The 26,182-nt window shown below is 65.3% G+C and carries 24 protein-coding genes and 1 pseudogene; 8 read left to right on the top strand and 17 right to left on the bottom strand.

The annotated features are described in order from the left end of the window. Positions 1-478: 478 nt before the first annotated feature. From GTK09_RS21110 to aptA, 8 genes are all read right to left on the bottom strand, one after another. Positions 479-811 carry a hypothetical protein gene (locus GTK09_RS21110; RefSeq protein WP_163465368.1) on the bottom strand — a complete coding sequence of 111 codons (333 nt, stop codon included), beginning with the start codon at positions 809-811 and terminating at the stop codon, positions 479-481. A gap of 234 nt (positions 812-1,045) precedes the next feature. Further along, the gene (locus GTK09_RS21105; RefSeq protein ID WP_163465367.1) at positions 1,046-1,747 is read right to left on the bottom strand and encodes an SDR family oxidoreductase; all 702 of its coding nucleotides are present in this window, start codon (positions 1,745-1,747) and stop codon (positions 1,046-1,048) included. Between the two features lie 139 nt (positions 1,748-1,886). Next, positions 1,887-2,195, bottom strand: a complete 309-nt coding sequence (locus GTK09_RS21100) for an endonuclease domain-containing protein (protein WP_163465366.1) — start codon at positions 2,193-2,195, stop codon at positions 1,887-1,889. Between the two features lie 154 nt (positions 2,196-2,349). Next, positions 2,350-3,801 (bottom strand): dihydropyrimidinase, encoded by a 1,452-nt coding sequence (hydA, locus tag GTK09_RS21095; RefSeq protein ID WP_163465365.1) that lies wholly within the window; start codon positions 3,799-3,801, stop codon positions 2,350-2,352. Then, positions 3,798-4,187: a type II toxin-antitoxin system PemK/MazF family toxin gene (locus GTK09_RS21090; RefSeq protein ID WP_163465364.1), complete on the bottom strand. Its 390-nt coding sequence runs from the start codon at positions 4,185-4,187 to the stop codon at positions 3,798-3,800. Before GTK09_RS21090 ends, hydA begins: the two co-directional genes overlap by 4 nt. Next, a complete protein-coding gene (locus tag GTK09_RS21085) occupies positions 4,172-4,375 on the bottom strand; it encodes a hypothetical protein (protein WP_163465363.1) in 204 nt (67 codons plus the stop codon). The genes GTK09_RS21090 and GTK09_RS21085 overlap by 16 nt, the downstream gene beginning before the upstream one ends. Before the next feature lie 32 nt (positions 4,376-4,407). After that, positions 4,408-5,655, bottom strand: a complete 1,248-nt coding sequence (locus tag GTK09_RS21080; protein WP_163465362.1) for a Zn-dependent hydrolase — start codon at positions 5,653-5,655, stop codon at positions 4,408-4,410. Between the two features lie 332 nt (positions 5,656-5,987). Further along, positions 5,988-7,316 (bottom strand): omega-aminotransferase AptA, encoded by a 1,329-nt coding sequence (aptA, locus tag GTK09_RS21075; protein WP_163465361.1) that lies wholly within the window; start codon positions 7,314-7,316, stop codon positions 5,988-5,990. A gap of 154 nt (positions 7,317-7,470) precedes the next feature. Here aptA and GTK09_RS21070 point away from each other — a divergent pair, with 154 nt between their 5' ends. Then, positions 7,471-8,130, top strand: coding sequence for a TetR family transcriptional regulator C-terminal domain-containing protein (locus tag GTK09_RS21070; RefSeq protein ID WP_163465360.1), 660 nt, complete (start codon positions 7,471-7,473; stop codon positions 8,128-8,130). A 99-nt stretch (positions 8,131-8,229) separates the two neighbouring features. On the opposite strand, the gene GTK09_RS21065 is transcribed toward GTK09_RS21070, so the two are convergent. Together GTK09_RS21065 and preA are read right to left on the bottom strand one after the other, a co-directional pair. After that, a complete protein-coding gene (locus GTK09_RS21065) occupies positions 8,230-10,677 on the bottom strand; it encodes an EAL domain-containing protein (protein WP_163465359.1) in 2,448 nt (815 codons plus the stop codon). A gap of 321 nt (positions 10,678-10,998) precedes the next feature. After that, a complete protein-coding gene (gene preA, locus GTK09_RS21060) occupies positions 10,999-12,342 on the bottom strand; it encodes an NAD-dependent dihydropyrimidine dehydrogenase subunit PreA (RefSeq protein ID WP_163465358.1) in 1,344 nt (447 codons plus the stop codon). Between the two features lie 78 nt (positions 12,343-12,420). Here preA and GTK09_RS27875 point away from each other — a divergent pair. Both GTK09_RS27875 and GTK09_RS21050 read left to right on the top strand, forming a co-directional pair. Beyond that, a pseudogene (locus GTK09_RS27875) lies at positions 12,421-12,600 on the top strand (type II toxin-antitoxin system HicB family antitoxin); the annotation flags it as partial. A gap of 58 nt (positions 12,601-12,658) precedes the next feature. Next, the gene (locus tag GTK09_RS21050) at positions 12,659-12,889 is read left to right on the top strand and encodes a type II toxin-antitoxin system HicA family toxin (protein WP_163465357.1); all 231 of its coding nucleotides are present in this window, start codon (positions 12,659-12,661) and stop codon (positions 12,887-12,889) included. Between the two features lie 198 nt (positions 12,890-13,087). On the opposite strand, the gene GTK09_RS21045 is transcribed toward GTK09_RS21050, so the two are convergent. Beyond that, entirely contained in the window at positions 13,088-14,461 is a 1,374-nt protein-coding gene (locus tag GTK09_RS21045) for an NAD(P)-dependent oxidoreductase (protein ID WP_163465356.1), read from the bottom strand. 230 nt (positions 14,462-14,691) lie between these two features. Here GTK09_RS21045 and GTK09_RS21040 point away from each other — a divergent pair, with 230 nt between their 5' ends. The 3 genes from GTK09_RS21040 to GTK09_RS21030 all read left to right on the top strand — a co-directional run bounded on the left by GTK09_RS21040 (position 14,692) and on the right by GTK09_RS21030 (position 17,643). Then, complete coding sequence (locus GTK09_RS21040) at positions 14,692-15,564, top strand: LysR substrate-binding domain-containing protein (RefSeq protein WP_163465355.1); 873 nt, start codon at positions 14,692-14,694, stop codon at positions 15,562-15,564. Next, a complete protein-coding gene (locus GTK09_RS21035) occupies positions 15,561-16,718 on the top strand; it encodes a TDT family transporter (protein WP_163465354.1) in 1,158 nt (385 codons plus the stop codon). The genes GTK09_RS21040 and GTK09_RS21035 overlap by 4 nt, the downstream gene beginning before the upstream one ends. Positions 16,719-16,866: 148 nt before the next feature. Further along, complete coding sequence (locus GTK09_RS21030) at positions 16,867-17,643, top strand: glutaredoxin family protein (protein ID WP_163465353.1); 777 nt, start codon at positions 16,867-16,869, stop codon at positions 17,641-17,643. A 37-nt stretch (positions 17,644-17,680) separates the two neighbouring features. On the opposite strand, the gene GTK09_RS21025 is transcribed toward GTK09_RS21030, so the two are convergent. From GTK09_RS21025 to GTK09_RS21005, 5 genes are all read right to left on the bottom strand, one after another. Continuing rightward, a complete protein-coding gene (locus tag GTK09_RS21025; RefSeq protein WP_163465352.1) occupies positions 17,681-18,145 on the bottom strand; it encodes a DUF411 domain-containing protein in 465 nt (154 codons plus the stop codon). Positions 18,146-18,233: 88 nt separating this feature from the next. Next, complete coding sequence (locus GTK09_RS21020; protein WP_203561142.1) at positions 18,234-18,848, bottom strand: PQQ-dependent catabolism-associated CXXCW motif protein; 615 nt, start codon at positions 18,846-18,848, stop codon at positions 18,234-18,236. A 1-nt stretch (position 18,849) separates the two neighbouring features. Next, on the bottom strand, positions 18,850-19,773 hold the full coding sequence (locus GTK09_RS21015; protein ID WP_163465351.1) for a substrate-binding domain-containing protein: 924 nt from the start codon (positions 19,771-19,773) through the stop codon (positions 18,850-18,852). A 2-nt stretch (positions 19,774-19,775) separates the two neighbouring features. After that, positions 19,776-20,615, bottom strand: coding sequence for a c-type cytochrome (locus tag GTK09_RS27600; RefSeq protein WP_246218040.1), 840 nt, complete (start codon positions 20,613-20,615; stop codon positions 19,776-19,778). A gap of 313 nt (positions 20,616-20,928) precedes the next feature. Then, positions 20,929-22,770, bottom strand: a complete 1,842-nt coding sequence (locus GTK09_RS21005; protein ID WP_163465350.1) for a methanol/ethanol family PQQ-dependent dehydrogenase — start codon at positions 22,768-22,770, stop codon at positions 20,929-20,931. A 783-nt stretch (positions 22,771-23,553) separates the two neighbouring features. On the opposite strand from GTK09_RS21005, the gene GTK09_RS21000 reads away from it, so the two are divergent. Both GTK09_RS21000 and GTK09_RS20995 read left to right on the top strand, forming a co-directional pair. After that, entirely contained in the window at positions 23,554-24,453 is a 900-nt protein-coding gene (locus tag GTK09_RS21000; protein WP_163465379.1) for a quinoprotein relay system zinc metallohydrolase 2, read from the top strand. Positions 24,454-24,699: 246 nt separating this feature from the next. Beyond that, the gene (locus tag GTK09_RS20995; protein ID WP_163465349.1) at positions 24,700-25,542 is read left to right on the top strand and encodes a quinoprotein dehydrogenase-associated SoxYZ-like carrier; all 843 of its coding nucleotides are present in this window, start codon (positions 24,700-24,702) and stop codon (positions 25,540-25,542) included. Between the two features lie 16 nt (positions 25,543-25,558). Here the strand turns inward: GTK09_RS20995 and GTK09_RS20990 are convergent, their stop codons facing one another. Further along, positions 25,559-25,903 carry a hypothetical protein gene (locus GTK09_RS20990; protein ID WP_203561146.1) on the bottom strand — a complete coding sequence of 115 codons (345 nt, stop codon included), beginning with the start codon at positions 25,901-25,903 and terminating at the stop codon, positions 25,559-25,561. Between the last annotated feature and the right edge of the window lie 279 nt (positions 25,904-26,182).

The following is a 26,182-nucleotide window of genomic DNA, read 5'->3' as shown; positions in this document are numbered from 1 at the left end:
CTACAACTTCCGCCGCATCCTCGCTTGGCTGGAGCTTTTTGTCGCCTTCATCCAGATCGCGATCATCAGCCTATTCGGCACCCGTCAAACCGCCGACGCCGCTTGACGAGCTTTCTTCACGGACGACTCTTCGACCGCCGCCACTAGGATCACGCTCGAGCACCGTGCGAGCTTGATACACGCCCACCAGGAGTCAATCTCCCGGGCTGCTTGTCTAAAATTCACGAATCTCCTCACCGGGCGCCACGGTCGGTTGCTCGCGCGCCGCACCGATGCCGCAGAACGGATGGAAGCATCACCGCCTCGTCATCCCGGGTCAAGCCCGGGATGACGAGGCCTCAAGCTTTGCGACCGTTCTTTCACGCCGATGTCGCGCTGCATGCCACTCTGGACGAGGCTAGACGAGTTGTCTGAAGGCAATAGCCTGGGCGCCGAGGACGTCCTGGTCCCGGCCCCAAGCCGCTCCCGGCGGGCGCCCTCACCCCTTGGCCTGCGGCCAGAGCATCAGCACGAAGCCGATCAGCCCGAGCCCCATGCCGATCAGCTGGGTGACCGGCGGCCGCTCCTGAAAGACGGCGAAGGCGATGACGTTGATGAGGATCAGCTGGGCGACCGATGAGGCCGAGATGGCGACGCCGAGACCGCTTTCGCGCATCAGCTTCACCATCATCAGATTGCCGACGCAGTAGAGCGTCAACGACCCGACGAGCACCCACGGCAGCCCGTTGGATACGTAGGACCGCGTCGCCGAGGCCGCGGCGAGAAACACCGGCACCGCGCCGGCCAGCCACAGGATCGCCGCCGAATTCATGCCTTGCATCCTTTGAGAGATTATGTGCGGCCAAGCTATAGCGGCTTTGGCGGCGATGGCCATGCCCTGTTTCGACAGGTTGGACCGCGACCTCCCCAGTAGCCCCTCATCCTGAGCCTGTCTAAGGGCGAGGGGCGCCTGGCGCGGCCTGGAGCCCCTTACCCTCGTGGTTCGACAGGCTCACCATGAGGGTAAAGGGCCGTGCGGGCCCAGAGCGTCTAAGGTGGACGCAGCTTACACCGACCGCGTGATGCCGCCGTCCACCCGGATGTTCTGGCCGGTAATATAGGCCGCCCCGTCGGAGGCGAGGAAGGCGATGGTTTCGGCGATCTCCTCGACATGGCCGTAGCGGCCCATCGGGATCTTCTCGCGGAAGGCCTCCTTCTCCGGCAGGCTGTCGATGAAGCCGGGCAGGACGTTGTTCATCCTGACGTTCTTCGCCGCATACTGATCGGAGAACAGTTTCGTGAACGAGGCAAGGCCGGCCCGGAAAACGGCCGAGGTCGGAAACACTTCGCTCGGCTCGAAGGCCGCGAAGGTCGAGATGTTGATGATCGACCCGCCGCCGTTTGCCGCCATGATCGGCGCGACGAGCCGCGCCGGTCGCACCGCCGAGAGGAAATAAACCTCCATCCCGCGATGCCAGTCCTCGTCGGAAATCTCGAGGATCGGCGCGCGGGGCCCGTGGCCGGCGCTGTTCACCAAGACGTCGATCCGGCCCCAGCGATCGCGGACGGTCTCGACCAGCCGGCGGACGTCGTCATGCGACTGGTTGGAGCCGGTGACGCCGATGCCGCCGAGTTCTTTCGCCAATGCCTCGCCCTTGCCGGAAGAGGACAGGATCGCGACGCGAAAGCCCTTCTCCGCGAGCTTTCGCGCAGCGCCGGCGCCCATGCCGGAGCCGCCGGCGGTGACGATGGCGACTTTTTCGGTCATCTGACGCACGTTCCCTTCGATTCGTTGCGCCCGCATGCTGCCCGTCGCCGGGCGATCAGATCAAGGCCGAGGGCTCACTGCCATGCCCGCCCCTCCCCCTTGTGGGGAGGGGTAGGGGTGGGGGTCAGGGCGCTGGTTCTCACCGCTTCAGTCCCAGAACGCCCATGATCTCCTCGATGCATCCGTCGAAGGCGTCGCTGATGTCTCCGGTGCTGAAACGAAGGACCCTGTAACCCTGTCGGTTCAGCCACGCATCCCGAACAGCATCCCGCGCCAGACGATCCGGCCGTTGATGAAACTCGCCGTCGACTTCGATCACAAGACGCTCGGCATGAGCGGCGAAGTCCGCGATATAAGGTCCGATCGGCGCCTGTTTGCGGAAATGGATGCCAAAGTGCCGCCGAAACGTCTTCAACTCATGCCAGAGGCGCGTCTCGCCGTCCGTCATCGTCTTGCGCGCAGCTGGCGCGCCCTCTCGACGGATCTGCGCTCGATGCGCGTCGGCATGATCCAGCTTCTCCCAAGCCGCCAGTGTACCCCCACCCCTGCCCCTCCCCACAAGGGGGAGGGGAACGGCGAGCGTTCCAACGTTGCCGTCCAGATCACACCCCACTCATCGGAATGCCCGTCCGCTCCACCTTCCGAGGCGCCGTGAGCTCCTTCCACGTCGACAGTGCCTTGTTCACGGGTGCATTCGCCGGCCGTTCGACGAAGCGGCCGTCGCCCTTTTCGGCCCTGACGTCACCCTCCTTGTAGGCGAGGCGCCCGCGCGAGAAGGTCATCACGGCGAGGCCGGTCACCTCCACACCCTCGAAGACGTTGTAGTCGATCGCCGATTTCTGGGTCTTCGCCGAGATGGTCTTGGTCGCCTTCGGGTCGAAGACGACGAGATCGGCATCGGCGCCGACGAGGATCGCGCCCTTCTTCGGATAGACGTTGAGGATCTTGGCGATGTTGGTCGAGGTGACGGCGACGAACTCGTTCATCGTCAGCCGGCCGGTCACGACGCCCTTGGTCCAGAGCACCGACAGCCGGTCCTCCAGCCCGCCGGTGCCGTTGGGGATCTTGGTGAAGTCGCCGAGCCCCATGCGCTTCTGCTCGGTGGTGAAGGCGCAGTGGTCCGTCGCGACGACCTGCAGCGAGCCCGAGGCAAGGCCCGCCCAGAGCGAATCCTGGTGGCTCCTGTCCCGGAAGGGCGGCGACATCACCCGGCGCGCCGCATGGTCCCAGTCGGGATGGCGGTATTCGTCGTCGTCGAGGACGAGATGCTGGATCAGCGGCTCGCCATAGACCCGCATGCCCTTCGCCCTCGCCCGGCGGATCGCCTCATGGGCCTGTTCACACGACGTGTGGACGACATAGAGCGGCACACCGGCCTGATCGGCGATCATGATCGCCCGGTTCACCGCCTCGCCCTCGACCTCAGGCGGCCGGGAGAAGGCGTGCGCCTCCGGCCCGTTATTGCCTTCCGCCATCAGTTTCTGCTGCAGGAAGGCAACGACGTCGCCGTTCTCGGCATGGACCAGCGGCATCGCGCCGATCTCGGCGCAGCGGGTGAAGGAGGCGAACATCTCGTCGTCGTTCACCATCAGAGCGCCCTTATAGGCCATGAAATGCTTGAAGGTGTTGATGCCGGCATCCACCACCTGCGGCATCTCGTCGAAGAATTTCTGGCCCCACCAGGTGACGCCCATGTGGAAGGAATAGTCGGTGCGCGCCGGCCCGGCCTTCTGGAACCAGACCTGCAGGGCCTCCATCGGCCCCTGGTCCGGCGCCGGCAGGCAGAAATCCACCGTCATCGTCGTGCCGCCGGACAGCGCCGCCGCCGTGCCGGTGTCGAAGTCGTCGGCCGAATGGGTGCCCATGAAGGGCATTTCCATATGGGTGTGCGGGTCGATGCCCCCCGGCATGACATAGGCGCCGGAGGCGTCGATCACCTCGTCGCCGGACAGGTCCGGGCCGATTGCGGCGATGGTCTCGCCGTCGATCAGAATGTCGGCTTTGTAGGTGAGATCGGCGGTGACGATGGTGCCGCCCTTGATGACTGTGGTCATGGCTGGATTTCCTTCTCGGTCGGCTCGTCAAAGACAAGATAGCGATCGAGCCCTGTGATGGTGATGAGTGCAAGCTCGATCGTCAAAAGTTCTTCGTGCGTCGCGGTCCCGATACGCTGGCGAATGCCGTCGTTACGAACAGGGCTCAGCTTATCGATCATCGCCTCGGATCGGTGCTCGAGCCCGTTTTGCGGCGACGGGAAGAAGACCGGGCGAAACAAACGAGCCTCAGAACGATAGGTGGTCAGCGGGCAGACGAGCAGCGTGTGATGGCCTGCGATATATTCATCTGCCTGCAGGATCAGGCCAGGCCGGGGCTTCTTGATGTCGCCGGGGAAAGTCGCGGTCACGAAGTCGCCGCGCCGAAAGCTCACAGGTCGTCCCATGCTTCGGCAGCGATTCCCTCGCACCATTCCATGACGCGATCTTCGACATCGGCATGCGCGGCGCTGCGAGCCTGGCGATCGGCTTCCTGTCGATAGTTCGGATCGGCTTTGGCTGCGCGCCATGCCGCCACCGTCGAGATATTCCCCACATCGTCGGATCGCGAATTTTGACTGCGCGGATCATCCATGGCGAACCTCCTGTCTCCTGAACGCCCCGATCCTACTCCACCACCCCCGCCGTCTCCACCACCGCATGCATCAGCACATTGGCGCCGTTCCGCGCCCACTCCCTGGTGATCTCCTCGGCCTCGTTGTGCGACAGGCCGTCGACGCAGGGGCACATGACCATCGCCGTCGGGGCGACGCGGTTGATCCAGCAGGCGTCGTGGCCGGCGCCGGAGACGATGTTGGTGTGTGAAAGGCCAAGGCGCTCGGCGGCATCGCGGACGGCCTTCACGCATCCCGCGTCGAAGGTGACCGGGTCGAAATGGCCGACCTCATCGACGGACACGTCGATGTCGAGCGCCTCGCAGATCGTGTCGATCCCGTCCTCGATCCGCTCGCGCATCTCCTCCAGCGTTTCCAGCGACGGCGAGCGGATGTCGATGGTGAAGACGCATTTGCCGGGGATGATGTTGCGGGAGTTCGGATGGACGTCCATGTGGCCGACCGTGCCGACCGCATTGGGCTGATAGTCCATCGCCGTCTCGTGGACGAGCTCGATCACCCGCGCCATGCCGAGCCCGGCATTGCGGCGCTTGTACATTGGGGTCGAGCCGGTGTGGCTCTCCTTGCCGGTGAGCGTCACCTCCAGCCAGTAGAGCCCCTGGCCGTGGGTGACGACTCCGATGTCGATGCCCTCGTCTTCCAGGATCGGCCCCTGCTCGATGTGCAGCTCGAAGAAGGCGTGCATCTTGCGCTCGCCGACCTTCTCCTCGCCCTCCCAGCCGATGCGCTTCAATTCGTCGCCGAACGACTTGCCCTTCGCGTCGACCCGCGCCTTGGCCCAGTTCTCCTCGTGGATGCCGGCAAAGACGCCGGAGGCGAGCATGGCGGGGGCAAAGCGCGTCCCCTCCTCGTTCGTCCAGTTGGCGACGACGATCGGATGCTTGGTCTTGATGTTCAGATCGTTCAGCGTCCGGACGATCTCCAGCGCGCCGAGAACGCCGAGGACGCCGTCATACTTGCCGCCGGTCGGCTGGGTGTCGAGATGGCTGCCGACATAGACCGGCAGGGCTTCGGGATCGGTCCCCTCGCGGGTAAAGAACATGTTGCCCATGGTATCGACGCCCATGGTCATGCCCGCCGCCTCCGCCCAGGACTGGAAGAGCCTCCGCCCCTCGCCGTCCTCGTCGGTGAGGGTCTGACGGTTGTTGCCGCCCGCGACGCCCGGACCGATCTTCGCCATCTCCATGATCGCGTCCCAGAGCCGGTCGCCGTTGATCTGGAGGTTGGAGAGTTGGCTCATGGGGGTGTCCTTTTCGGAAGGGGCTGCACGAGACGGCGGCGCAGCGGTCTTTCATGGCATTGAGCCTACCGCTCGCCGTGACAGCTCAGGAGCGGGCGCAGAACCTCTCCGCGTCGTCATTCTCGGGCCCCGTCCCGAGAATCCAGGGATCGTCGGGCACCGTTCGCTTCAGTTGCAGAAGGCCGAAGCCGCCGGTGCTGCGGCAACGGCCCCTAGATTCTCGGGACGGGGCCCGAGAATGACGAAGTTTTGGGGGCAGCGCCTTTTTCGTCAATGCTCGCCGGATCCAGATCCGACATCCTCGACTGCATCCTCACCGGGCACGCAGACACTCACTCAAGCGTTTGGAGAATCCTCCTCAACGTCTCGACGACCTCGCCGATCTGGTCCTCGCTCACCATCAGCGGCGGCGACAAAGCGATGATGTCGCCCGTCGTGCGGATCAGCAGGCCCTCCTCGAAGGCCTTCACGAAAGCCGCAAATGCCCGCTTGGTCGGCTCGCCCTTCATCGGCTCCAGCTCGATCGCGCCGATGAGGCCGATGGTGCGGATGTCGATGACGTGGCGGGTGCCCTTCAGCGAATGGATGGCGTCGGCCCAGACCGGCTCCAGGGCCTTGGCCCGCTCGAACAGGCCTTCTTCCAGATAGGTCTCCATCGTCGCGAGGCCGGCGGCGGCTGCGATCGGGTTGCCGGAATAGGTGTAGCCGTGGGCGAATTCGATCAGATGCTCCGGCCCAGACATGAAGGCGTCGTGGATCTTCCCCGAGGCGAACACCGCGCCCATCGGGATGACGCCGTTGGTCAGGCCCTTGGCGGTGATCATGATGTCCGGCGTCACACCGAAATAGTCGGCCGCAAAGGCCGTGCCCATGCGGCCGTAGCCGGTGATCACCTCGTCGAAGATCAGGAGAATACCGTGCTGGTCGCAGATCTCGCGAAGACGCTTCAGATAGCCCTTCGGCGGCGGCAGCACGCCGGTCGAGCCGGCGACCGGCTCAACGATGACCGCGGCGATCGTCGAGGGATCGTGCAGCGTGGCGATGCGCACGAGATCTTCGGCAAGATCGACGCCGTGTTCGGTCTCGCCTTTGGAATAGGGATTGCGCTCCGGGTCGTGGGTGTGGCGCATGTGGTCGACGCCGGTGAGCAGCGTGCCGAACATCTTGCGGTTGCCGACGATGCCGCCGACCGAGATGCCGCCGAAATTGACGCCGTGATAGCCGCGCTCGCGGCCGATCAGCCGGAACCGTGCCCCGTCGCCCTTGGCCCGATGATAGGCCAGCGCGATCTTCAGCGCGGTCTCGACGGATTCGGAGCCGGAATTGGTGAAGAAGACGTGGTCGAGGCCCTCCGGCGCGATCGTCGCCAGCCGCGAGGCAAGTTCGAACGCCTTCGGATGGCCCATCTGGAAGGCCGGGGCGTAGTCGAGCTCGGCCGCCTGGCGCTGGATCGCCTCGGTGATCTTCGGGCGGCAATGGCCCGCATTGACGCACCAGAGGCCAGCCGTCCCGTCCAGCACCTGCCGGCCGTCGCTCGTCGTATAGTGCATGTCCTTCGCCGCGACGAACATGCGCGGTGCCTGCTTGAACTGCCGGTTGGCCGAGAACGGCATCCAGAAGGCCTCGAGATTGTTGGGGGCAATCCGCGTCTGCTCGTTCATCGATTGCTGCCTTCATCGATCCGGGCGGGCTTGCGCTTGCAGCCGGATTCTTGACTATTTGGTAAAATCGGAGGCTAGAAGCTCCCCCGGAACCGGTCAAGCGCAATCGCCGGAGGCTCGCAAGGATGCCGGCGGGGCGAAAGAGGGATCAGATTTGGAAGCGAAAGTCGAAGATCGTGGGGGCATCTTTGCGAATCATCGCCAGCCGACGCGGATCCAGGCGGTCAACCGCGAGATCATTCTGGAGGCGGCGCTGGAAGTCTTCGCGATTCACGGTTTCCGCGGCTCGACCGTCGATCAGATCGCCGCGAAGGCGGAGATGTCGAAGCCGAACCTCCTGTATTATTTCCGGCGCAAGCAGGACATCTACCGCGCCGTGCTGGAGCACACACTGGCCGACTGGCTGGCGCCGCTGGCCGCCATCGATCCGGCCGGCGATCCGATCGAGGAGCTGCGCCGCTACATCACCCTGAAGCTCGACATGTCGGCGAAACGGCCGGCGGCCTCGCGGCTCTTCGCCAACGAGGTCCTGGCCGGGGCGCCGGTGATCGGCGACTTTCTCGAGACCCGGCTGCGCGAGCTCGTCCACGAAAAGGCCGGCGTCATCCGACGCTGGGTTTCGGAGAGCCGCCTCGCGCCGGTCGATCCGGTCCACCTCATCTTCATGATCTGGGCGGCGACCCAGCACTATGCCGATTTCGACGTTCAGATCCGGGCGGTGCTCGGTTCACAGGTCGACAAGCCCGGCTTTCGCGAGCAGACCGCCCAGGCGGTGCTTTCCATCGTCCTCAACGGCATCCGCCCGCGCATGTAAGCCACCGTCCAACCCCGACGGCCTTCGCCGCCGGCGTCCCCGAACGCGAAGTTCGTCCCGTTGCCGGAGCAGGGAATCTCGGGGCCGCTCGGCCCCCGCTCATGCCGCCAGGGTCTTTTCGGCCGCGACGCCGAGGTCCCGGGTCCAGCGATTGGTGATGTCGGCGATGACCCGCGGCAATTCTTCCTTTGGCTGCGGCGTCGAGAAGAAGTAGCCCTGCATCTCGCGGCACCCTTCGGCCAAAAGCGCGCGCATCTGATCCTCGGTCTCGATGCCCTCGGCGATCACCTGCATGTTCAGAGATTTCGACAGGCCGATCACCGAACGGACGATGGCAATATTCTCGGCCCGTCCCATGTCCCGGACGAAGGACTGGTCGATCTTGATCTTGTTGAAGGAGAAGCGGCTGAGATAGCCGAGCGACGAATAGCCGGTGCCGAAATCGTCCATCGAGACCGTCAGGCCGCGCCGGCGCATCTCCTTCAGGATGTCGAGGACGCGGTCGCTCTCGTCGAGGAACAGCGACTCGGTGACCTCGATCTGCAGCCGTTCTGCTGCCAGACCCGAGTTGTTCAACGCCCGGTCGATGTCGGACAGGAGCGTCGCGCTCTTGAACTGCATGGGCGAGAGATTGACCGAGATCGTCATCGATTCCGGCCAGGTCGCCGCCTCGGCGCAGGCCGTCTCCAGGCACCAGACCCCCAACCTTTCGATCAACCCGGCCTCTTCCGCCAGCGGGATGAAGACGCTCGGAGAGATCATGCCCTTCTCCGGATGACGCCAGCGCAACAGCGCCTCGAAGCCGCTGACCCGCTTGTCCGCCATATCGACGAAGGGCTGGTAGTAGAGCTCGAATTCTTCGGCATCGAGCGCTGCCTTGAGATCCAGCTCCATTTCGCGGCGCTGTTTCAGATTCGCCCGCAGCGCCGGTTCGAACAGTTCGAAGGCGCCACTGTCGGAGCGCTCCTCCTTGGCCCTGTAGAGCGCCAGGTCGCAGTTCTGCAGCATGATGTCGGCATTGATGCCGTCGGCCTCGGTGACGCTCGGATCATGGGCGACGATGCCGACGCTTACCGAGGCGAAGATGCGCCGGCCCTCGACTTCGAACGGCTCCGCGAAGGCCTTGACGATCGAGGCGCCGAGCGCACTCGCCTCGGCGGCGGACTTCGCCTGCGGCGCGATGACGGCGAATTCGTCGCCGCCGAGCCGCGCGACGCTGGCCCTCGCATCGACGAGGCCGGCCAGGCGATCGCCGCACGCCTTGAGCAGCGCGTCGCCGAGCGGGTGGCCGTAGGTATCGTTGATCGACTTGAAATTGCGCAGGTCGACGACGACGAGCGCAAACGGCTTGCGCGCCGTCTTGAGGAGTTGATCGAGCTCTTCTCCGAACTGCCGCCGATTGGGAAGGTCCGTCAACTGATCATGGCCGGCGAGATATTTGAGGCGCTTGGAGATCCGCTCGCGCTCGGTGATGTCCTCGAAGGTGATCAACAGCCCCTTGCCCGGCATGCCCCGGCGCTTCACCTCGAGGATCGTCCCGTCAGGCATGGTCATCTGCATGGAATCGTTTTCGTTCTCCCGCAAGGAACCGGTCAGGTTCGGATCGGAGAAGAACTTCTTGGCCGGCGTCAGGATGTCGAACTCGCCGAAGCGCTCGTTGAAGACGCCGTTGGAGAGCAGGAGCCGCCTTTGGCCGTCGAGCATGCAGAGCGCCTGGGTCATGTTGTCGAGCGCCGCCTGCAGTTGTCCCTGCTGGGCTTCGATCTGGGTCGAAAGCATGTCGGTCTTGGCGTCGAGGGTCGACTGCAGGACCAGGTACCGATCCTGCATGTCCTTGAGGGCCGAGAAGGCTCTGCGGATCTCACCGGGGCCGGTCGGCCGAATCGTCAGGTCGTCCGCGCCGGCGACCAGCGCCTGGGCGGTCTCGGAGAGCCGCCGCAGCGGCGAGGAGACCGAACGGATCAGATAGACGAGAAGCCCGAGCATGGCGAAGAGCACGGCGCCGAGGCCGAGTGCCTGCTGCAGCGTTCCGCCCTCGAACGACTGGTCGGCCGCCTCGCCCCGCGCATCGAGATCGGCGCGCAGGATCCGCACGGACGATTGCAGCCCAAGGGTAACCTTCTCCAATTCCCGCATCACCGTCGGCTTCGAAACCGAAGCATAGCCGGTCTCGATCAGCCCGAGCGAATAGACGAGGCCGCGGAGATCGGCCTTGGCCTCCTCGGGGATTTCGGACTGAAGAGCGATGCCGACGGTTTTACGGACGTCGGCGACTGCCGCCAGCACCTCCTCGAGACCGCGACCGGTGATCGCCACGCGTCTCGAAGCCTCGCCTTCCACCTGAATCTGGCTTTCGATGCGGCTGCGAACCTCGTTCATGTCGACGAGGCTCTTCTGGAGTTGCGTCAGCGGTTCGACCCCCGCGTCGATGAAGGAGGCCAGTTTCTCGACGGCATCGAGCTGACCGCGATAGGACAGCAGTCCGAAGGTGGTCGTCAGGCCGGCAAATACGAGAAAGCCCAGGATGAGCCTCACCTTGATCGACATTACGCGTCTTTCTCGGCATTGAACATGAAACACTCACCGGCAGATGAAGCATGAGCCCTCGCCAGAGGCGCACTATGCTCCCGGCAAAGTTACTTCGGCGTTACGGCGAGATCTCCGCATGTTTTTTCGGCGGCGACAAAGCAAAGAACTCTCTTGGCCGCAGCGTTCCGCCAACCGGCTGTCGAGGTGACGAAGGCACATGGGCAATGCGGCCGGCGGCCTGCGGCCGGGAAGCGGCCCGCCGCTCGCGGCCCCGCTTCCAGAGTCGTTACGGAAGGCAATGCTTGCCGAAGAGATCTCTCGTGCAGCTGGCGCAGACCGCTATTCGGCCGCATCCGGCATCGTCACCGGCGCCGGCGCATGCTGCTTCTTTTCGGCCGCCATCGGATTGTTGGGGTGCCGGGTCCAGTTGTCGTATTCTTCCGGGATGGGCTTGCCGGTCCTCGGATCGGTGCCGGCGATCTGCTCCATGGTGATGCAGTCCTCGACCGGGCAGACATTGACGCAGAGATTGCAGCCGACGCATTCCGCGTCGATCACCTCGAAACGGCGTCTGCCGTCGACCATGCTGGTGATCGCCTGATGCGAGGTGTCCTCGCAGGCGATGTGGCAGCGGCCGCAGGAGATGCACTTGTCCTGGTCGATCCGCGCCTTGGTGACGTAGTTGAGGTTGAGATACTGCCAGTCGGTGACGTTCGGCGCGGCCCGGCCGCGGAAGTCCTCGATCGTGGCGAAGCCCTTTTCGTCCATCCAGTCGGACAGGCCCGAGATCATCTCCTTGACGACCTTGAAGCCGTAGGTCATCGCCGCCGTGCAGACCTGGACGTTGCCGCAGCCGAGCGCGATGAACTCCGCCGCGTCCCGCCAGGTGGTGATACCGCCGATGCCGGAGATCGGCATGCCGGCGGTCTCGCGGTCGCGGGCGATCTCGGCGACCATGTTGAGGGCCATGGGTTTGACCGCCGGACCGCACATCCCTCCATGGGAGCCCTTGCCGTCGATCGTCGGCGTCGGGGCGAAATTGTCGAGGTCGATCGACATGATCGACGAGACCGTGTTGATCAGCGAGACGGCATCCGCCCCGCCCTTCTTTGCCGCCCGGGCCGGATAGCGGATATCGGTGATGTTGGGCGTCAGCTTCACGATGACCGGCAGCTTCGAGTGCTGCTTGCACCAGCGGGCCACCATTTCGATGTAATCCGGCACCTGGCCGACTGCCGAGCCCATGCCGCGCTCGCTCATGCCGTGCGGGCAGCCGAAATTCAACTCGACGCCGTCGGCGCCGGTCTGTTCGACCAAGGCCAGGATCTTCTGCCAGGGCGCCTCCTCGCACGGGACCATGAGCGAGACGATCATCGCCCGGTCCGGCCAGTTGCGCTTGACCCTGGCGATCTCTTCCAGATTGGTGTCCAGCGCCCGGTCGGTGATCAGTTCGATGTTGTTGAGGGCGAGCAGCCGGCGGTCCGGCCCCCAGATCGCCCCGTAGCGCGGGCCGTTGACGTTGACGATGGGCGGATCCTCGCCCAGCGTCTTCCAGACCACCCCACCCCAGCCCTGCTCGAAGGCGCGCTGGACGTTGTATTCCTTATCGGTCGGCGGCGCCGAGGCGAGCCAGAACGGGTTCGGCGAGGAGATGCCGAGGAAGCTTGTCGTCAGGTCGGCCATCGGCGATAGTCCTCTTCATCTCAAGGCAGAATTGAAATTCGGGCGGGCTCCGCTCCGGGGCAGAGGCGGGTGAAGGACATGGCCGAGGAACGGCGATACACGATCAATCTCTTGCCGCAGCCGCAAGGCGGCTTCACGGTCCTCGTCCCGGCGCTGCCGGAAGTCGTCAGTTACGGCGAGACGGAAGAAGACGCGTTGCGAATGGCAGAAGATGCCATCGCTCTCTGCCTCGACGTAAGACGGGACGAAGGAGAACCGATCCCGGAGGACGTCGTCCCACTGGTTCGACAGGTGTCCGTCTCCCAAGCGGCTCGATATGCCGTCGCTGCCTGCGCTCAGCGGGAAGACGATCGTCCGGGCCCTGCAACGGGGCGGATTCGTGGTTCTTCGGGTGAGCGGCAGCCACCATGTCCTGCGGCATCCCGAGCGGCCGGGTTCGAAGGTCAGTGAGCCCGTCCATGGCAATCGCGACCTGCCGACCGGCACATTGCGCGCCATACTCGATAGGTCGGGTTTGACGACGGAGGAATTCCTCGATCTGCTTTGACGGCGAGGCTTTTTCGCCGCCCTCAGGAAAAGGCTCGCGCGATGCGTCCCTGCAGGTCGATTGCGTGTCCGGTCCAACACTCTCCCGACACGCATCTCGGTCCAATGGCGCAGGAGATTTCGACAGAGCTTCCTCGGCCCTTTTGGTGCAAGCGCCTGAAGCTTGGAGGACATGACCCGCGTCATCTCGCCCATGGCATCACTCCGCAGCTACCCTCTCCGCCGCAGTCAGGGCCGAGTGGATGTCCATGGCCGCGATCTTGCCGTCCTCGACGGCGACGACGGTGAGGTCCTCGCCCTCGGCAATGCAGTCGCCGCCGGCCCAGACGCCGTCGAGGGACGTCCGCCGTGCGGCGTCGACCTGAATGCGGCCGCGCTCCAGGGCGATTCCCGCGCCCTCCCCGTCGGTGCCGTCGGCGACGAAACTCTGACCGATCGCCTTGAACACCTGGTCGGCTTCGATCGTAACCGTCTCGCCCGTCAGCACCAGCTTGCCTGCCTCGATGCGGGTGCGCTCCAGCTCGATGCCGGTCACATGGCCGTGCTCGGCGAAGATCCGCTTGGGCTGCAGGTTGAAGCGCAGATGGACGCCCCGCGTGGCCGCCACTTCCTGCTCGTAAGGGCTTGCGTTCATCTGCTCACGGCCGCGGCGATAGGCGATGGTCACATCCTCGGCGCCGAGCGCCTTGGCTTGCACCGCCGCGTCGGTCGCCGTCATGCCGCCGCCGATGACCACCACCCGCCGGCCGACGGGAAGTTCCGAGAGATCCGCCGTCTGGCGCAGATCGGCGATCCAGGCGACGGCGTCACGGGTGCCGATCTGGTCCTCGCCCTCGGCCAGCCCAAGCGCGTTGACGCCGGCAAGGCCGAGACCGAGGAAGACGGCGTCGTAGTCGCGGCGCAGATCGGCCAGATGGATGTCGCGGCCGAGCGCCTTGCCGGTTTCGATGGTGATCCCGCCGATCTTCAGCAGGAACTCCACCTCCCGCTGGGCGAAATCCTCCGTCGCCTTGTAGGCGGCGATGCCGTATTCGTTGAGCCCGCCCAGCTTTGGCCTCGCCTCGAAGATCGTCACCTCGTGGCCGAGCATGGCGAGGCGATGGGCGCAGGAGAGGCCGGCCGGGCCGGCGCCCACCACCGCAATCCGCCGTCCAGTCGGCGCGGCGCGCTCGAACGGATGGTGGCCGGTTTCCATCATCAGGTCCGTGGCGTGTCGCTGCAGGAGGCCGATCTGTACCGGCTTGCCCTCCGCCACCTCGCGCACGCAAACTTCTTCGCACAGCGTCTCGGTCGGACAGACCCGCGCGCACATGCCGCCGAGGATGTTCGCCGACAGGATTGTCTTCGCCGCACCGATCGGATTGCCGGCCTGGATCTCGCGGATGAACAGCGGAATGTCGATCGAGGTCGGGCAGGCCTGCATGCACGGAGCGTCGTAACAGAAATAGCAGCGGTCGGCCTCGACGAGGACTTCATGCGGCTCGAGCGCCGGGTGAAGATCGGAGAATCCCCTGGCGAGCGCCTCGGCCGGCAGGCGGCCTGACTGGATATCGGGTCTTGCGGGGTCGGTCATCGCGTTCATCCCCTTCCGGCTGGTCCGTCCGAGCCCCGTCCTTGCCTCGGAGGGCCCGCGCAGGCGGCGCTCGTTCAGACGAAAAGCAGAATGATTCCATTTTCGTCGGACGTCAAATTTTTTATCGTTTGGTCAAAAATCGACTGGCAGGAGAACCAATCTCTTTTTCGGATTGGAATCAGCTGAACAATTCATTGGAATGAACGGTTACCGCCCCTTACCCTGCCGCGATGACCCTCGAGCAGCTTCGCATCTTCGTCGCCGTCGCCGAACGCCAGCACGTTACGCGCGGCGCCGAGGCGGCGCATGTGACCCAGTCTGCCGCCAGCAACGCCGTGGCTTCCCTTGAGGCGCGGCATGGCACGGCGCTGTTCGACCGCGTCGGCAGGGGCATCGAACTCACCGAGGCAGGGGCGCTGTTCCTCGTGGAGGCCCAGGCGGTCCTCGCTCGGGCGCAGGCCGCCGAGCGCCTGCTTTTGGAGTTCGGCGAACTCAGGCGCGGCACGCTCCGCCTCGTGGCCAGCCAGACCATCGCCAGCTACTGGCTGCCGACCCGGCTTGCCGCTTTCCATCGACGCTTTGCGGAGATCGAAATCCAGCTGTTGATCGACAATACCGAAGGCGCCGCCGCCAAGGTCGTGGAGGGAACGGCCGAACTCGGCTTCGTCGAGGGCGTCGTCGATGCGCCGGCGCTGGCCGACTGGCGGGTCGGCGAGGATCGACTGATGCTGGTCTCGGCCCGCGCCGTCGAGAGCGTGGACGTCCCATGGCTTGCAGCCGCTCGCTGGATCGTCCGGGAACGCGGCTCCGGCACGCGCTCGTCCTTCGAGGACGTCGTCCGCCAGCTCGGGCTCGAGCCCGCAGGCTTCGAAATCGCCATGACTCTGCCCTCAAACGAAGCAGTTCGCGGCGCAGTCGAAGCCGATGCGGGCGTCGCCGTCCTGTCGGAATTCGTCGTCAGGTCGTCCGTCACGGCCGGGCGTCTCCACGCCCTTCCTTTCGAGCTACCAGCCCGGCCGTTCTTTGCGCTCCGCCACAAGGAACGCCATGGCACCCGCGCGTCGGACGCCTTCGTGCGATTTCTGAGCCAGGATCCATCATGAACGCGAACGCCAGCCCCGCTTCTTTCCTTGCAGCTCTTCGTCCCCTGACGCAGTTGGACCACCCCCGCCAGGTGATCCGGCAATTCACCCCGAACTGGTTCGCCGCGACTATGGGAACCGGCATACTGGCGCTGATGCTGCCGCAAGTTCCCCTTGCCGGCCCGGCTCTTGCGCCGCTCGGCGAAGCGCTGTGGTTCTTCAACATCGGCCTCTACGGCGTCTTCACCGCGCTCTATGCCGCGCGCTGGGCGATGTTCGGCCACGAGGCGAAGCGGATCTTCGGCCACAACACGGTGTCGATGTTCATCGGCACCATCCCGATGGGCCTTGCGACGATCATCAACGGCTGCCTCGCCTTCGGCATCGCCCGCTTTGGCGACGGCATCGTTCCCATCGCCCATGCGCTCTGGTGGATCGACGTCGCGATGGCGCTCGGCTGCGGCGTCGTCATCCCCTATTTCATGTTCACCCGTCACGAGCACAGGCTCGACCAGATGACGGCGGTGTGGCTGTTGCCGGTCGTCGCGGCGGAAGTGGCGGGCGCTTCGGGTGGTTTGCTGGCGCCGCATCTCACCGATCCGGCCGGTCAACTCGTGGTCCTGCTGACGTCCTACGTGCTGTGGGCCTATTCGGTGCCGGTCGCCTTCACGATTCTTGCCATCCTCATCCTGCGCATGGCCCTGCACAAACTGCCGCATGAGAGCATGGCAGCCTCGTCCTGGCTGGCCCTCGGCCCGATCGGCACCGGGGCGCTCGGCATGCTGCTGCTTGGCGCCGACGCCCCGAAGATCCTGGCGGCCCATGGTCTCGGCACGATGGGCACGACGGCCGAAGGCATCGGCGCGGTGGCCGGGCTGACCCTCTGGGGGTTCGGCCTGTGGTGGCTTCTCCTCGCGACGCTGATCACCGTCCAATACTGGCACGCCGGTGTGTCGTTCAATCTCGGCTGGTGGGGATATACCTTCCCACTCGGCGTCTACACGGCCGCGACCTTCAAGCTCGCGACGACATTCGACATGGCCTTCTTCGGCGTCGTCGGAACCCTCCTGACGATGGCCCTGACGGTCATGTGGACCGTCGTCGGGGCCAGGACTCTGGCCGGCGCATGGAAGGGCCATCTCTTCGTCTCACCATGTATCCCCGCGACGCCGTAAGGCGCCGGTCGGCTTTCACTCCGTCGGGGACGAGGCCCGCCGCATCGTGGCAGTTCCCTTGACCTTCCAGCCACTGGAACCCCCATTTCCGTCGCACCCCATCGGGCAACGCGCCCTCAGCGTGCCCCAGCCACGACGGAAAGAGCCAATGAACACAACCTCCCTTTCGCCGGACTCGAAGAAGCGCGCCGTCCTCTACCGGATGGTCATGGAGGAACATGTCTGCCCCTTCGGGCTGAAGTCCAAGGACCTCCTGGAGCGTCAGGGTTACGCGGTCGAGGATCACTGGCTGACCAGCCGCGAGGAGACCGACGCCTTCAAGGCGGAGCACGACGTCGAGACGACGCCGCAGACCTTCATCGTCGGCGAGCGCGTCGGCGGTTATACCGAGCTGCGCGAGCACTTCGGCAAGGCGGTCAAGTCTGCGGACGACACCACGTACCAGCCAGTGATCGCAATCTTCTCCGTCGCCTTCCTGATGGGGCTCGCGATCAGTTGGGCTGTCTACGACACGATCTTCACCCTGCGGGCGATCGAGTGGTTCTTCGCGATTTCGATGACCTTGCTCGGCATCCAGAAGCTCCAGGACGTGGAGAGCTTCTCGACCATGTTCCTGAACTACGACCTCCTCGCCAAGCGGTGGGTGCGCTACGGCAAGATCTACCCCTTCGCCGAGACGCTGGCCGGGCTTTTGATGATTGCCGGGGCACTGACCTGGCTGTCGGCCCCCATCGCGCTGGTCATCGGGACGATCGGTGCCGTTTCGGTATTCTACGCCGTCTATGTCCAGAAGCGGGAGCTGAAATGCGCCTGCGTCGGCGGCGGGTCGAACGTGCCGCTCGGCTTCGTCTCCCTGACCGAAAACCTGGTGATGATCGGCATGGGCCTGTGGATGCCGATCCGCATGATGGTCTGGGGCGGCTGAGCGCACCGGACGACGCCGCGCGTCGCCGGCGGCCGCGTCACTTCGGATAGCTGGCGAATATCTCGGTCGAGCCGTCCGGCCTGAGGAGAAGCACGTCGTAGGGCTCGCGGCCCGTCCCCATGCCGGGAGCGTCGGCCGGCATGCCCGGAACCGTAAGGCCGACAGCTTGGGGCCGCTCGTCGAGCAGCTTGGCGATCTCGGCGGCGGGCACGTGGCCCTCGATCGCGTAGCCGCCGACCAGCGCGGTGTGGCAGGATGCCTGGTGCGGCGGGATGCCGGCAGTCCGCTTCTTGCCCTGAAGCTCGGCCATGGCGAGATGCTCGACCGTGACGTCGAAACCGGCGTCCTCGACGTGGCGTGCCCAGGCGGCGCAGCAGCCGCAATCGGGCGAGGCATAGACCGTCACGGGTTCACCCGCCTCGGCATGGAACGTGGCGAGGGCAAGTGCCACGATCGCCCCCGCACAGGCACTTCGCATTCGTGCCGTCGTTCGGTTCTGCATTTCGGGCCTCCTTCGCATTGCGTCCGGCAGGAGGTTACGGATTGCGCCACCCCAAGCAAATCACGGCCTCGGCACCCGCAAGGCTCGCTCATTCGTCCGGGCGCGGCTCCGGCTCGCGCTTCTCCAGCGGCCGGCCGGCCTCTTCCCAGCCTTCGGTGCCGTCGGGATACCAGTATACGGAGGTGTATCCCGCCGCGAGCGCCCGCTTGGCGGCGTTGTAGCTCATCCAGCAGTCCCGCTTGCAGTAGAAAAGAACAGGGGCCGTCTTGTCGCCCTTCGTCACGCGGGCGATCCCGTCCATGAGGTAGCGCTCCATCACCGGGGCGAGTTCGCCATAGCCGGTGTCGACCAGCCAGATTGAACCCGGAATGTCCCGACGCGGTTCCGGCCGCCAGATCGTCTCCTTCGGTAGGTTTTTCGGCCGCGGCGGACGTGGCAGGACGTCGACGAACGGAACGCCCTGTTGGTGAAGACGGATGGCCTCCTGCGTCTGGACCACCGTCCCGCCCGTCAGCGTCTCCGGCACGGAGGTGCGATAGTCCCCCATGCGGTAGCCCTCGGGCTCCGGCACGACAGGCCGGTTTTCGGCCGGGGTCTCGGCGGCAACGGCGGGCGCCGGGCCAGCCGTCGCGAGGCTTGCTACCACCAGCATCGCCGCGGCAGCCCCGGCGCCGGCCCTCCAGACTCTGCGCCGGCGGGCCATGTCAGCCCTTCGAGCCCGGGGCATCCGCCCCGTTCCCGGCCGGCGCCGCGGGGGTGGCGACCTTGCCGGACGGCGCGATCGGCCGGTCCTGCTCGTCGAGCAAAGGGACGCCGTAGGACAGGAGAATGTCGTTGATCTCGCTCTGGTTCGCCGCAATGACCCGGTTGAGCGTCCGTTTCCACTCCTGGTCGGCGGGGCGGACCCCCATGGTGATCCGGAAGGCCATGGCCGGTCCCTTGCCCTCGTGGGTGAGGGGCACGACCGCGAATTCCTGGTCGGCTTCCCTGGCGTAGTAGCCGGCCAGAGGTCCCCACAGGACGGCGGCGTCGATGTCGCCCGCGGCCAGATCGTCGATCATCGACTTGGCGGAATTCTCCACCCGCGTGTCGACCATCAGCTGATAGGGCTTGGCCTTGCCCATCAGGCCGGCCTTGGCGATGTAGGTGGCCGGCGGCGTCCCGGCGACGACGCCGATCCGCTTGCCCTTCAGTTTCGGATCCTCGAGAACCGTCACGCCATCGAGATCGCCGCCCTTCGGATAGACCAGAGAATAGGCGGTGCGATACCAGGCGTTGGTGTTCTGGACGAGTTCGTCACCTTGCGGATAGCTCATGATGACGTCGCAGAGATTGGACCCGAGCGTCATTCTCACGAAGCCGGTGGCCTGCGGAAAATAGCTGTAGGTCACCTCGCTGCGGCCGAGCTTCTTGGCGAGAAACTCGGCGACGGCCTGTTCGAACCCCTCGCCGGCCTCATTGGAGAACGGCATGTTGCTGGGGTCGGCGCAGACCCGCAACACATCCGGATCGACGAGTTCGATCTCGCCGCCGAATTCGCGGTCGACCTGCGCCAGCGCCGCGCTGGAAAGCGCGGCGAGGACGGCGAAGCCGGAGAGGATCGTCTTCAGGCTGGTGCTTAGCGTCATGATCAGAATCCCAGGCAGCTGTATTCCTCGTCCTGCGCAGCCTTGTTGTTGCCGATCCGCTTCGGCTCGCCGCGGCCGACGACGCCATCGGCGCGGGCACGCAGATAGATGTAAATCGCGTCCATCGAGCACATGACGTTCGGATCTTCGCCCCAGGCGGGCATGATCGAATTGCCGCTGGTGCTCCACTTGTTCTGCTGGCCGCTGACGACGATGCCGGCGAAGTCGTAGTAGCTCAGCTGTTGAAGCTGGTCGGTCAGGTTGGGCGCGAAGGACGAGCCGAGACCATCCGGGCCGTGGCACTGCATGCAGTTCGCCATGTACTTCTTGTAGCCGCGCCAGGTGTACCAGTCGACCTTGCCGTCGGCGTCGACGAGATAGGTCGGGTTGCCGCTGGGGTCGGTGTATTTGCCGAGATCGCCTTCGGTCGCCTCGTTGCCTTCCGTCGCGGTGTCCTTGGACGGATGGGCGTCCGGCTTCATGTGCGCCGCATCGGCCATCTGGGCGTCGCCCGAAACGGGGGTGCTGGCAGGCTCCTTGCCGGCAGCCGCCTCTGCCCCCTCACCGGCCGCCGGTGCCGCGTTGCCGCCGCTGGCCGCCTGGCTGTCGCTGCCGCCCGACGTTGCGGTGGCTGCGCCCGCGCCGCCCGTCGCGGCCGCTCCACCCGACGCTGCGGCCGGCTCCTGTGCCGCCGACCCGCCGCCGGAGGTCGCCGCCGCGGCGGCCGCCCCGCCTGTGGTCTGGCCCTGGGGCACGATGGTGGTGCCGGAATTCTGCGCAAAGGCAAGACCGGAAACCGAAAGCACCAGGGCGCCGGCGAGTGCAGTCATCTTGGTCGTCATGCATTTCCTCAACATACTGGCGCGACACGCGCATCGTCTTCTGGGCCTGCCTGGCGTCCTGGCTTGCTGACTTCGTCCGACCGACCGGTCGATTTTGCTGCAGCAATCGCCGGCTTCCACGGGCTGCCACCGGATTTTCCGAGCAGGCTCGCCGCTGCGCGATCCTTGCGTCGATTCCAAGAACGAACGCGGCACGCAGCGAGACCTGCAGGGCTTCTGAAATCGGGAAGATGTCCCAGTTTCCGGACCTCTTCAATGAACGAGCCCCGCGACAGATCGCGGGGCTCGTCTCTTCAGTCTGCCGTCGTGGCTGTTACTTCGCCGCGGTCTGGTCAGGGACGGTGAAGACCGTCAGCTGACCGCCGAGCGCGGTGTATTTCGACAGCGAGGCATAGCCGCCGACCGCGCCGAGACCGGCATTCGGATCGGTGAGGCCCGCCGCAAGGCCGATGCCGGCCCAGCCGCCGATGCCCGACAGGATGCCGACCATCTGCTTGCCGTCCTGCTCGTAGGTCATCACGTTGCCGATGATGCCCGACGGGGTCTTGTACTTGTAGAGTTCCTCGCCGGTCTTGGCATCGACCGCCTTCAGATAGCCTTCGAGCGTGCCGTAGAAGACGATGCCGCCCTTGGTGGCGAGAGCGCCCGACCACACCGAGAACTGCTCGGGCAGCGACCAGACGATCTCACCCTTGCCGGCGTCCCAGGCGATGAAGTTGCCCATGCCGCCATGGCTGTTCGGAGCCGGATACATCGACAGCGTGGCGCCGACATAAGGCTGGCCGGCGGTGTAGGCGACCCGGAACGGCTCGTAGTCCATGCAGACGTGGTTGGTCGGCACGTAGAACAGCTTGGTCTCCGGCGAATAGGCCGCCGGCTGCTGATCCTTGGTACCGAGCGCCGCCGGGCATACGCCGGTGGTGTTGACGTCTTCGCCGTTGTGCTCGGTCGAGTACTGGTCGACGACCTGCGGCCGGCCGTACTGGTCGGAGCTCTTGTCCATGACGACCTCGGTCGCCCAGTTCACCGCCGGATCGTATTTCTTGGCGACGAGCAGTTCGCCGCTCTCACGGTCCATGGTGTAGGCGAAGCCGTTGCGATCGAAGTGGACGAGGGCCTTGTGGTCCTGGCCGTCGACGGTGACGTCGGCGAGAATCATCTCGTTGACGCCGTCATAGTCCCACTCGTCGTGGGGGGTCATCTGATAGAGCCACTTGGCCTCGCCGGTGTCGAGATCGCGGGCATTGATCGTCATCGACCACTTGTTGTCGCCAGGGCGCTGCGCCGGGTTCCAGGTCGAGGGGTTGCCGGTGCCGTAATAGACCATGTTCAGGTCGGGATCATAGGACACCCAGCCCCAGGTCGTGCCGCCGCCGATCTGCCACTGATCGCCTTCCCAGCTCTTCAGCGACGAATCCGCGCCGACCGGCTTGCCCAGGACCATGGTGTTTTCCGGGCTGACGAGCATCTCCTCGTCCGGACCGGTCGAGTAGGCCTTCCAGGCCTCCTTGCCGTCGGCGAGATTGTAGGCCGTCATGCGGCCGCGGACGCCGAACTCACCGCCGGAGATGCCGACGAGAACCTTGTCCTTGGCGACCATCGGCGCCATCGTGCCGGTCTCGCCCTTGGAGGCGTCGCCGTTCTTCACCGACCAGACGACTTCACCGGTCTCGGCGTTGAGCGCCACCAGGGTCGTGTCGGCCTGATCGAGAATGACCATCGCCGGACGGTCGCCCTCGGCCGGAGCGTAGGCAACGCCGCGATTGACGGTGTCGCAGCACATGACCGGAATGACGTTCGGGTCCTGCTTGGGCTCGTATTTCCACTTGATCGTGGCATCGTTCGCCAGATCCAGGGCATAGACGATGTTCGGGAACGGCGTGTGCACGTACATCGTGTCGCCGATCACCAGGGGATTGCCCTCGTGGCCGCGCAGAACGCCGGTCGAGAACGACCATGCGGGAACGAGCTTGCCGACGTTGTCCTTGTTGATCTTGTCGAGTTCGGAGTAGCGGTGATTGGCGTAGTTGCCCGTCGGCATGACCCAGTTGGACGGATTCTTTTCCATCTCGACGAGGCCCTCGGCGGAAGCAGCGCCGCCAAGCGCGATTAGCAGGCTCGAAGCGAGCGCCGCCTTGGTAATGGTCTTAAGCATGAATAATCCTCCCATGGGACTGATGCACGCGCAGGACCACGGATGGCACCGGCACGATTCCAGCGATGAATGGGGAAGGCTTCCGGCAGCGTGTCACGACCTCCAATAGGGGTCTTGGTGGGCACCGTTGATGTATACCCTACCAGTGGCCTTCGAGATTCGGGGCGCTCCCAACACCCCGATCTTGAAGCCGGAAACCATGAGACGCACCCTAGTGCGGGAATTTTTCCTGCGCAAGCATCGATCTGGAGTTTTTCTAGGTGCGCTGCACAATAGTCTCTGGCGATATGGCGCATTGACGCATACTGGCGAGGCGTAACCTTTGAGGCATAGGTCGTTGTGATTGCGCGTCACATTGACGTTTTACTCCAGGCTTTTGACGCCTCGGCCCTCTGGGATCAAACAAAATTGCCGTCGGGACTTGGTTTTCTCGGCGAATTTCCTCCCCAACGTGACAGAAGCGGCCGGATTCACCCTCTCGACGGGTGAAACCATCAAGGGAACACCGCGCATAATATTGCCGCGCGCGGAAGCGCTTTTACTGAGCAAGGTCGCTTTTGCACTGCGGTACAATGCCATCATGCCGCAGGCCGAGCTATGCAGATGCACCATCGAGGTTCATGCTTCGAAAGCTGTGGCCAGGCGGTCCGAGCGCCGTGCGTCCCAGCCGCGACCGGCCTGGACGACGAGCGCCGGGACGCGACGCGGCTGCCGCCGGGGACGAGGGAGAAAGACGTGAAGAGAGCAAGGGCTCGCGGCGCCGCATGCCTGGCAATCGCGGCAATGGCGATTCTGGGGGTTTGGCCGGCGGGCAAATCGGCCGCTGCGGCTTCGGCCTTCGAAGAAATCGCTGCCGGCGTCTACGTCCGCCACGGCCTCGTCGCCGAGGAGACGCCGGCGAATCAGGGAGCCATCGCCAATATCGGCTTCGTCGTCGGCGAGGACGCCGTCGCGATGATCGATTCGGGTGGCAGCGTGGCGGATGGCGAAGCGGCGCTCGAAGCGATTCGCCGGGTCACGGACAAGCCGGTCAGATTCCTGATCAACACCCACATGCATCCGGACCACGTCTTCGGCAATCAGGTCTTCGACGCCGTCGGCGCGACGATCGTCGGTCATCGCCGGTTGCCGGCGGCGCTTGCGGCCCGCGCCGAGTTCTACCAGCAGTCGATGGCGACGCAGATCGGGCCGGACTTGGCCGCCGAAGTCTCGATCACTCTGCCGGACGAAACCGTCGAGGGCGAGCGTCGGATCGACCTCGGCGGGCGGACCCTCGTCGTGAAGGCCTGGCAGACCGCCCATACGGACAACGACCTGACGGTCTATGACGAGGAGACCAAGACGCTGTTTGCCGGCGATCTCGTCTTCATGGACCATTGTCCGGTGCTCGATGGCAGCCTCAAGGGCTGGCTGGCGCAGATCCCGGACCTGATGGCCATCCCGGCGGAGCGGGTGGTGCCCGGCCACGGCCCGGTGAGCGCGCCGTGGCCGGAGGCGCTCGAGCCGGAACGCCGCTATCTCGAAACCCTGGCCGCCGATATCCGCAGGGCGATCGCCGCCGGCATTCCCCTCGCCGAGGCCGTTCCCGATGCAGCGGCCGGCGAAAGCCAGGAGTGGCAGCTGTTCGCGGACTACAATCCGCGCAATGCCACCGCGGCCTATGCCGAACTCGAATGGGAATAGTCTCCCGCCGCGTCGTTGATAACTCCCAGGCGAACGGTGGGGCCGCGCCGCAGAGCGGCAAGGCGGTGACGTCGGCATCGGGACGTTCCCACTTCCGTGAAAGTCTCGAAGCTTGCCGCAGAGGCCAAGGCGGGCGACATTGCGACGGAGGCTGTGAGAGCGGCGGTCGGAGCGCCTTGAATTCTGACCGCCGACGCGAATGGGAGTTCGCGCGCCATCAGATCGAAGATCCATGGGAGGAAAGTCATGACCAGGAACGGCAGGAATCGCACGACGTCCCGGGGCGCAGCCCTCGCCGCATCGGCGATTTTCGTGCTGGCGATTGCCGGACCGGCCGCTGCGCAAACCGCGCTCTCGCCGGAACAGAAGGCCGCCGAAGCGAGCTCGGCCTGGGCCGATCTGAGGCCGGACCTCTTCGGCGACAGGGAACTCGTCGAAGGCACGGACACCATCGCCATCGAGGCGCCGAAGCGGGCGACCGATCCGGCCATCGTGCCGGTGACGCTCAGCTTCGATCCGAAGATGGACGTGCGTAAGGTCACCCTCGTCATCGACGAGAATCCTTCGCCCGTCGCAGCCACCTTCGAATTTGCACAGGGCGCCGACATTCGCACCTTGTCGACCAGGGTGCGGGTGAATGCCTATACCGACATCCACGCCGTCGCCGAGACGGCAGACGGCAAGCTCTTCGTGACCAAGACCTTCGTGAAGGCGGCCGGCGGCTGCGCCGCGCCGGCGGCGAAGGATCCGGAGGTCGCGGCGAAAGAGATGGGAAAGATGAAGATGCGCCAATTCGACGCCGACGGGGCGTCGGTCCACGAGGCGCAACTGATGATCCGCCACCCCAACAATTCGGGTCTGCAGAAGGACCAGGTGACGCTGCTCTACATCCCCGCCCACTTCGTCACCGACCTTCAAGTCGACAAGGGCGGCAGGCCGCTCTTCACCATGACCGGCGGCATCTCGATCTCGGAGGATCCGAGCTTCCGCTTCGCCTATGGCGCAGACGCCGCGGGCCCGTTCCATGCGAAGGCCTCCGACACCGAAGGCAAGGTGTTCGAGAAGACCTTCACGGGCGAACAATCGTAGAGAGAGCGAAGGCCGTCTATTCGAAGCACCGGATCTCCGCTTCCGCCTGGGCGCGCCGAAGGTCGCCGATCGCGGCCTTCGACTCGGCCGACTCCTTGAAGAGCGCCCCCTTCTCGCCGGTGACCTGGCGCATGGAAAGCCAGGTCGAGGCCTCGACGTAGCGATCATAGGGGATGATCGAGGCGACGACGTCGAAGGAGCAGGAGCACTGATCGAGCGCCGACTGGGTCTCGCCGTTGGTCGCCATGCAGGCGAAGACATAGTCGGCGATGGCCGCCGTCGGATAGTCGCCACGGGTGACGGAGGTGCGCTCGGCCGGTTCCGTCGGGATGCGGGTGGCGCCCGCCGCCTCGCCGCTCATGGTGTTTGCCGCGGCATCGCCGGCGGCCGGGCTTTCCGGCCCGGTGCCCGGTGCCGCGCTCGTCTGGGCACCGGCCTGGAATGCCGGCCCGGCGACGAGCGATCCGGCGAGCGCGAGCGCTGCAAGCGCCGAACGCATGTGAAGAATGGACGTCATCTGGCTTCCTCCCGAAGCGGGCGGGCACATGGCCGCGCCTTTCGTTACCTGCGGCCCGAAAACCGTCGTGCCTCCCGCAGAGCGAGCGTCAGGGCCGTTGTCCCGCAAATTTCGGCGGGAATG

The sequence above is a fragment of the Jiella pacifica genome (genome assembly GCF_010500815.1).
Taxonomy (GTDB): Bacteria; Pseudomonadota; Alphaproteobacteria; order Rhizobiales; family Rhizobiaceae; genus Jiella; species Jiella pacifica.
This window is presented reverse-complemented; position numbering and strand designations above follow the sequence as displayed.

Bases quoted from the DNA above. Each gene is read 5' to 3' on its own strand.
- GTK09_RS21110 (WP_163465368.1), bottom strand. From the start codon at position 811: ATGAATTCGGCGGCGATCCTGTGGCTGGCCGGCGCGGTGCCGGTGTTT.
- GTK09_RS21105 (WP_163465367.1), bottom strand. From the start codon at position 1,747: ATGACCGAAAAAGTCGCCATCGTCACCGCCGGCGGCTCCGGCATGGGC.
- GTK09_RS21100 (WP_163465366.1), bottom strand. From the start codon at position 2,195: ATGACGGACGGCGAGACGCGCCTCTGGCATGAGTTGAAGACGTTTCGG.
- hydA (WP_163465365.1), bottom strand. From the start codon at position 3,801: ATGACCACAGTCATCAAGGGCGGCACCATCGTCACCGCCGATCTCACC.
- GTK09_RS21090 (WP_163465364.1), bottom strand. From the start codon at position 4,187: ATGGGACGACCTGTGAGCTTTCGGCGCGGCGACTTCGTGACCGCGACT.
- GTK09_RS21085 (WP_163465363.1), bottom strand. From the start codon at position 4,375: ATGGATGATCCGCGCAGTCAAAATTCGCGATCCGACGATGTGGGGAAT.
- GTK09_RS21080 (WP_163465362.1), bottom strand. From the start codon at position 5,655: ATGAGCCAACTCTCCAACCTCCAGATCAACGGCGACCGGCTCTGGGAC.
- aptA (WP_163465361.1), bottom strand. From the start codon at position 7,316: ATGAACGAGCAGACGCGGATTGCCCCCAACAATCTCGAGGCCTTCTGG.
- GTK09_RS21065 (WP_163465359.1), bottom strand. From the start codon at position 10,677: ATGTCGATCAAGGTGAGGCTCATCCTGGGCTTTCTCGTATTTGCCGGC.
- preA (WP_163465358.1), bottom strand. From the start codon at position 12,342: ATGGCCGACCTGACGACAAGCTTCCTCGGCATCTCCTCGCCGAACCCG.
- GTK09_RS21050 (WP_163465357.1), top strand. From the start codon at position 12,659: ATGCCGTCGCTGCCTGCGCTCAGCGGGAAGACGATCGTCCGGGCCCTG.
- GTK09_RS21045 (WP_163465356.1), bottom strand. From the start codon at position 14,461: ATGACCGACCCCGCAAGACCCGATATCCAGTCAGGCCGCCTGCCGGCC.
- GTK09_RS21040 (WP_163465355.1), top strand. From the start codon at position 14,692: ATGACCCTCGAGCAGCTTCGCATCTTCGTCGCCGTCGCCGAACGCCAG.
- GTK09_RS21035 (WP_163465354.1), top strand. From the start codon at position 15,561: ATGAACGCGAACGCCAGCCCCGCTTCTTTCCTTGCAGCTCTTCGTCCC.
- GTK09_RS21030 (WP_163465353.1), top strand. From the start codon at position 16,867: ATGAACACAACCTCCCTTTCGCCGGACTCGAAGAAGCGCGCCGTCCTC.
- GTK09_RS21025 (WP_163465352.1), bottom strand. From the start codon at position 18,145: ATGCAGAACCGAACGACGGCACGAATGCGAAGTGCCTGTGCGGGGGCG.
- GTK09_RS21020 (WP_203561142.1), bottom strand. From the start codon at position 18,848: ATGGCCCGCCGGCGCAGAGTCTGGAGGGCCGGCGCCGGGGCTGCCGCG.
- GTK09_RS21015 (WP_163465351.1), bottom strand. From the start codon at position 19,773: ATGACGCTAAGCACCAGCCTGAAGACGATCCTCTCCGGCTTCGCCGTC.
- GTK09_RS27600 (WP_246218040.1), bottom strand. From the start codon at position 20,615: ATGACGACCAAGATGACTGCACTCGCCGGCGCCCTGGTGCTTTCGGTT.
- GTK09_RS21005 (WP_163465350.1), bottom strand. From the start codon at position 22,770: ATGCTTAAGACCATTACCAAGGCGGCGCTCGCTTCGAGCCTGCTAATC.
- GTK09_RS21000 (WP_163465379.1), top strand. From the start codon at position 23,554: ATGGCGATTCTGGGGGTTTGGCCGGCGGGCAAATCGGCCGCTGCGGCT.
- GTK09_RS20995 (WP_163465349.1), top strand. From the start codon at position 24,700: ATGACCAGGAACGGCAGGAATCGCACGACGTCCCGGGGCGCAGCCCTC.
- GTK09_RS20990 (WP_203561146.1), bottom strand. From the start codon at position 25,903: ATGAGCGGCGAGGCGGCGGGCGCCACCCGCATCCCGACGGAACCGGCC.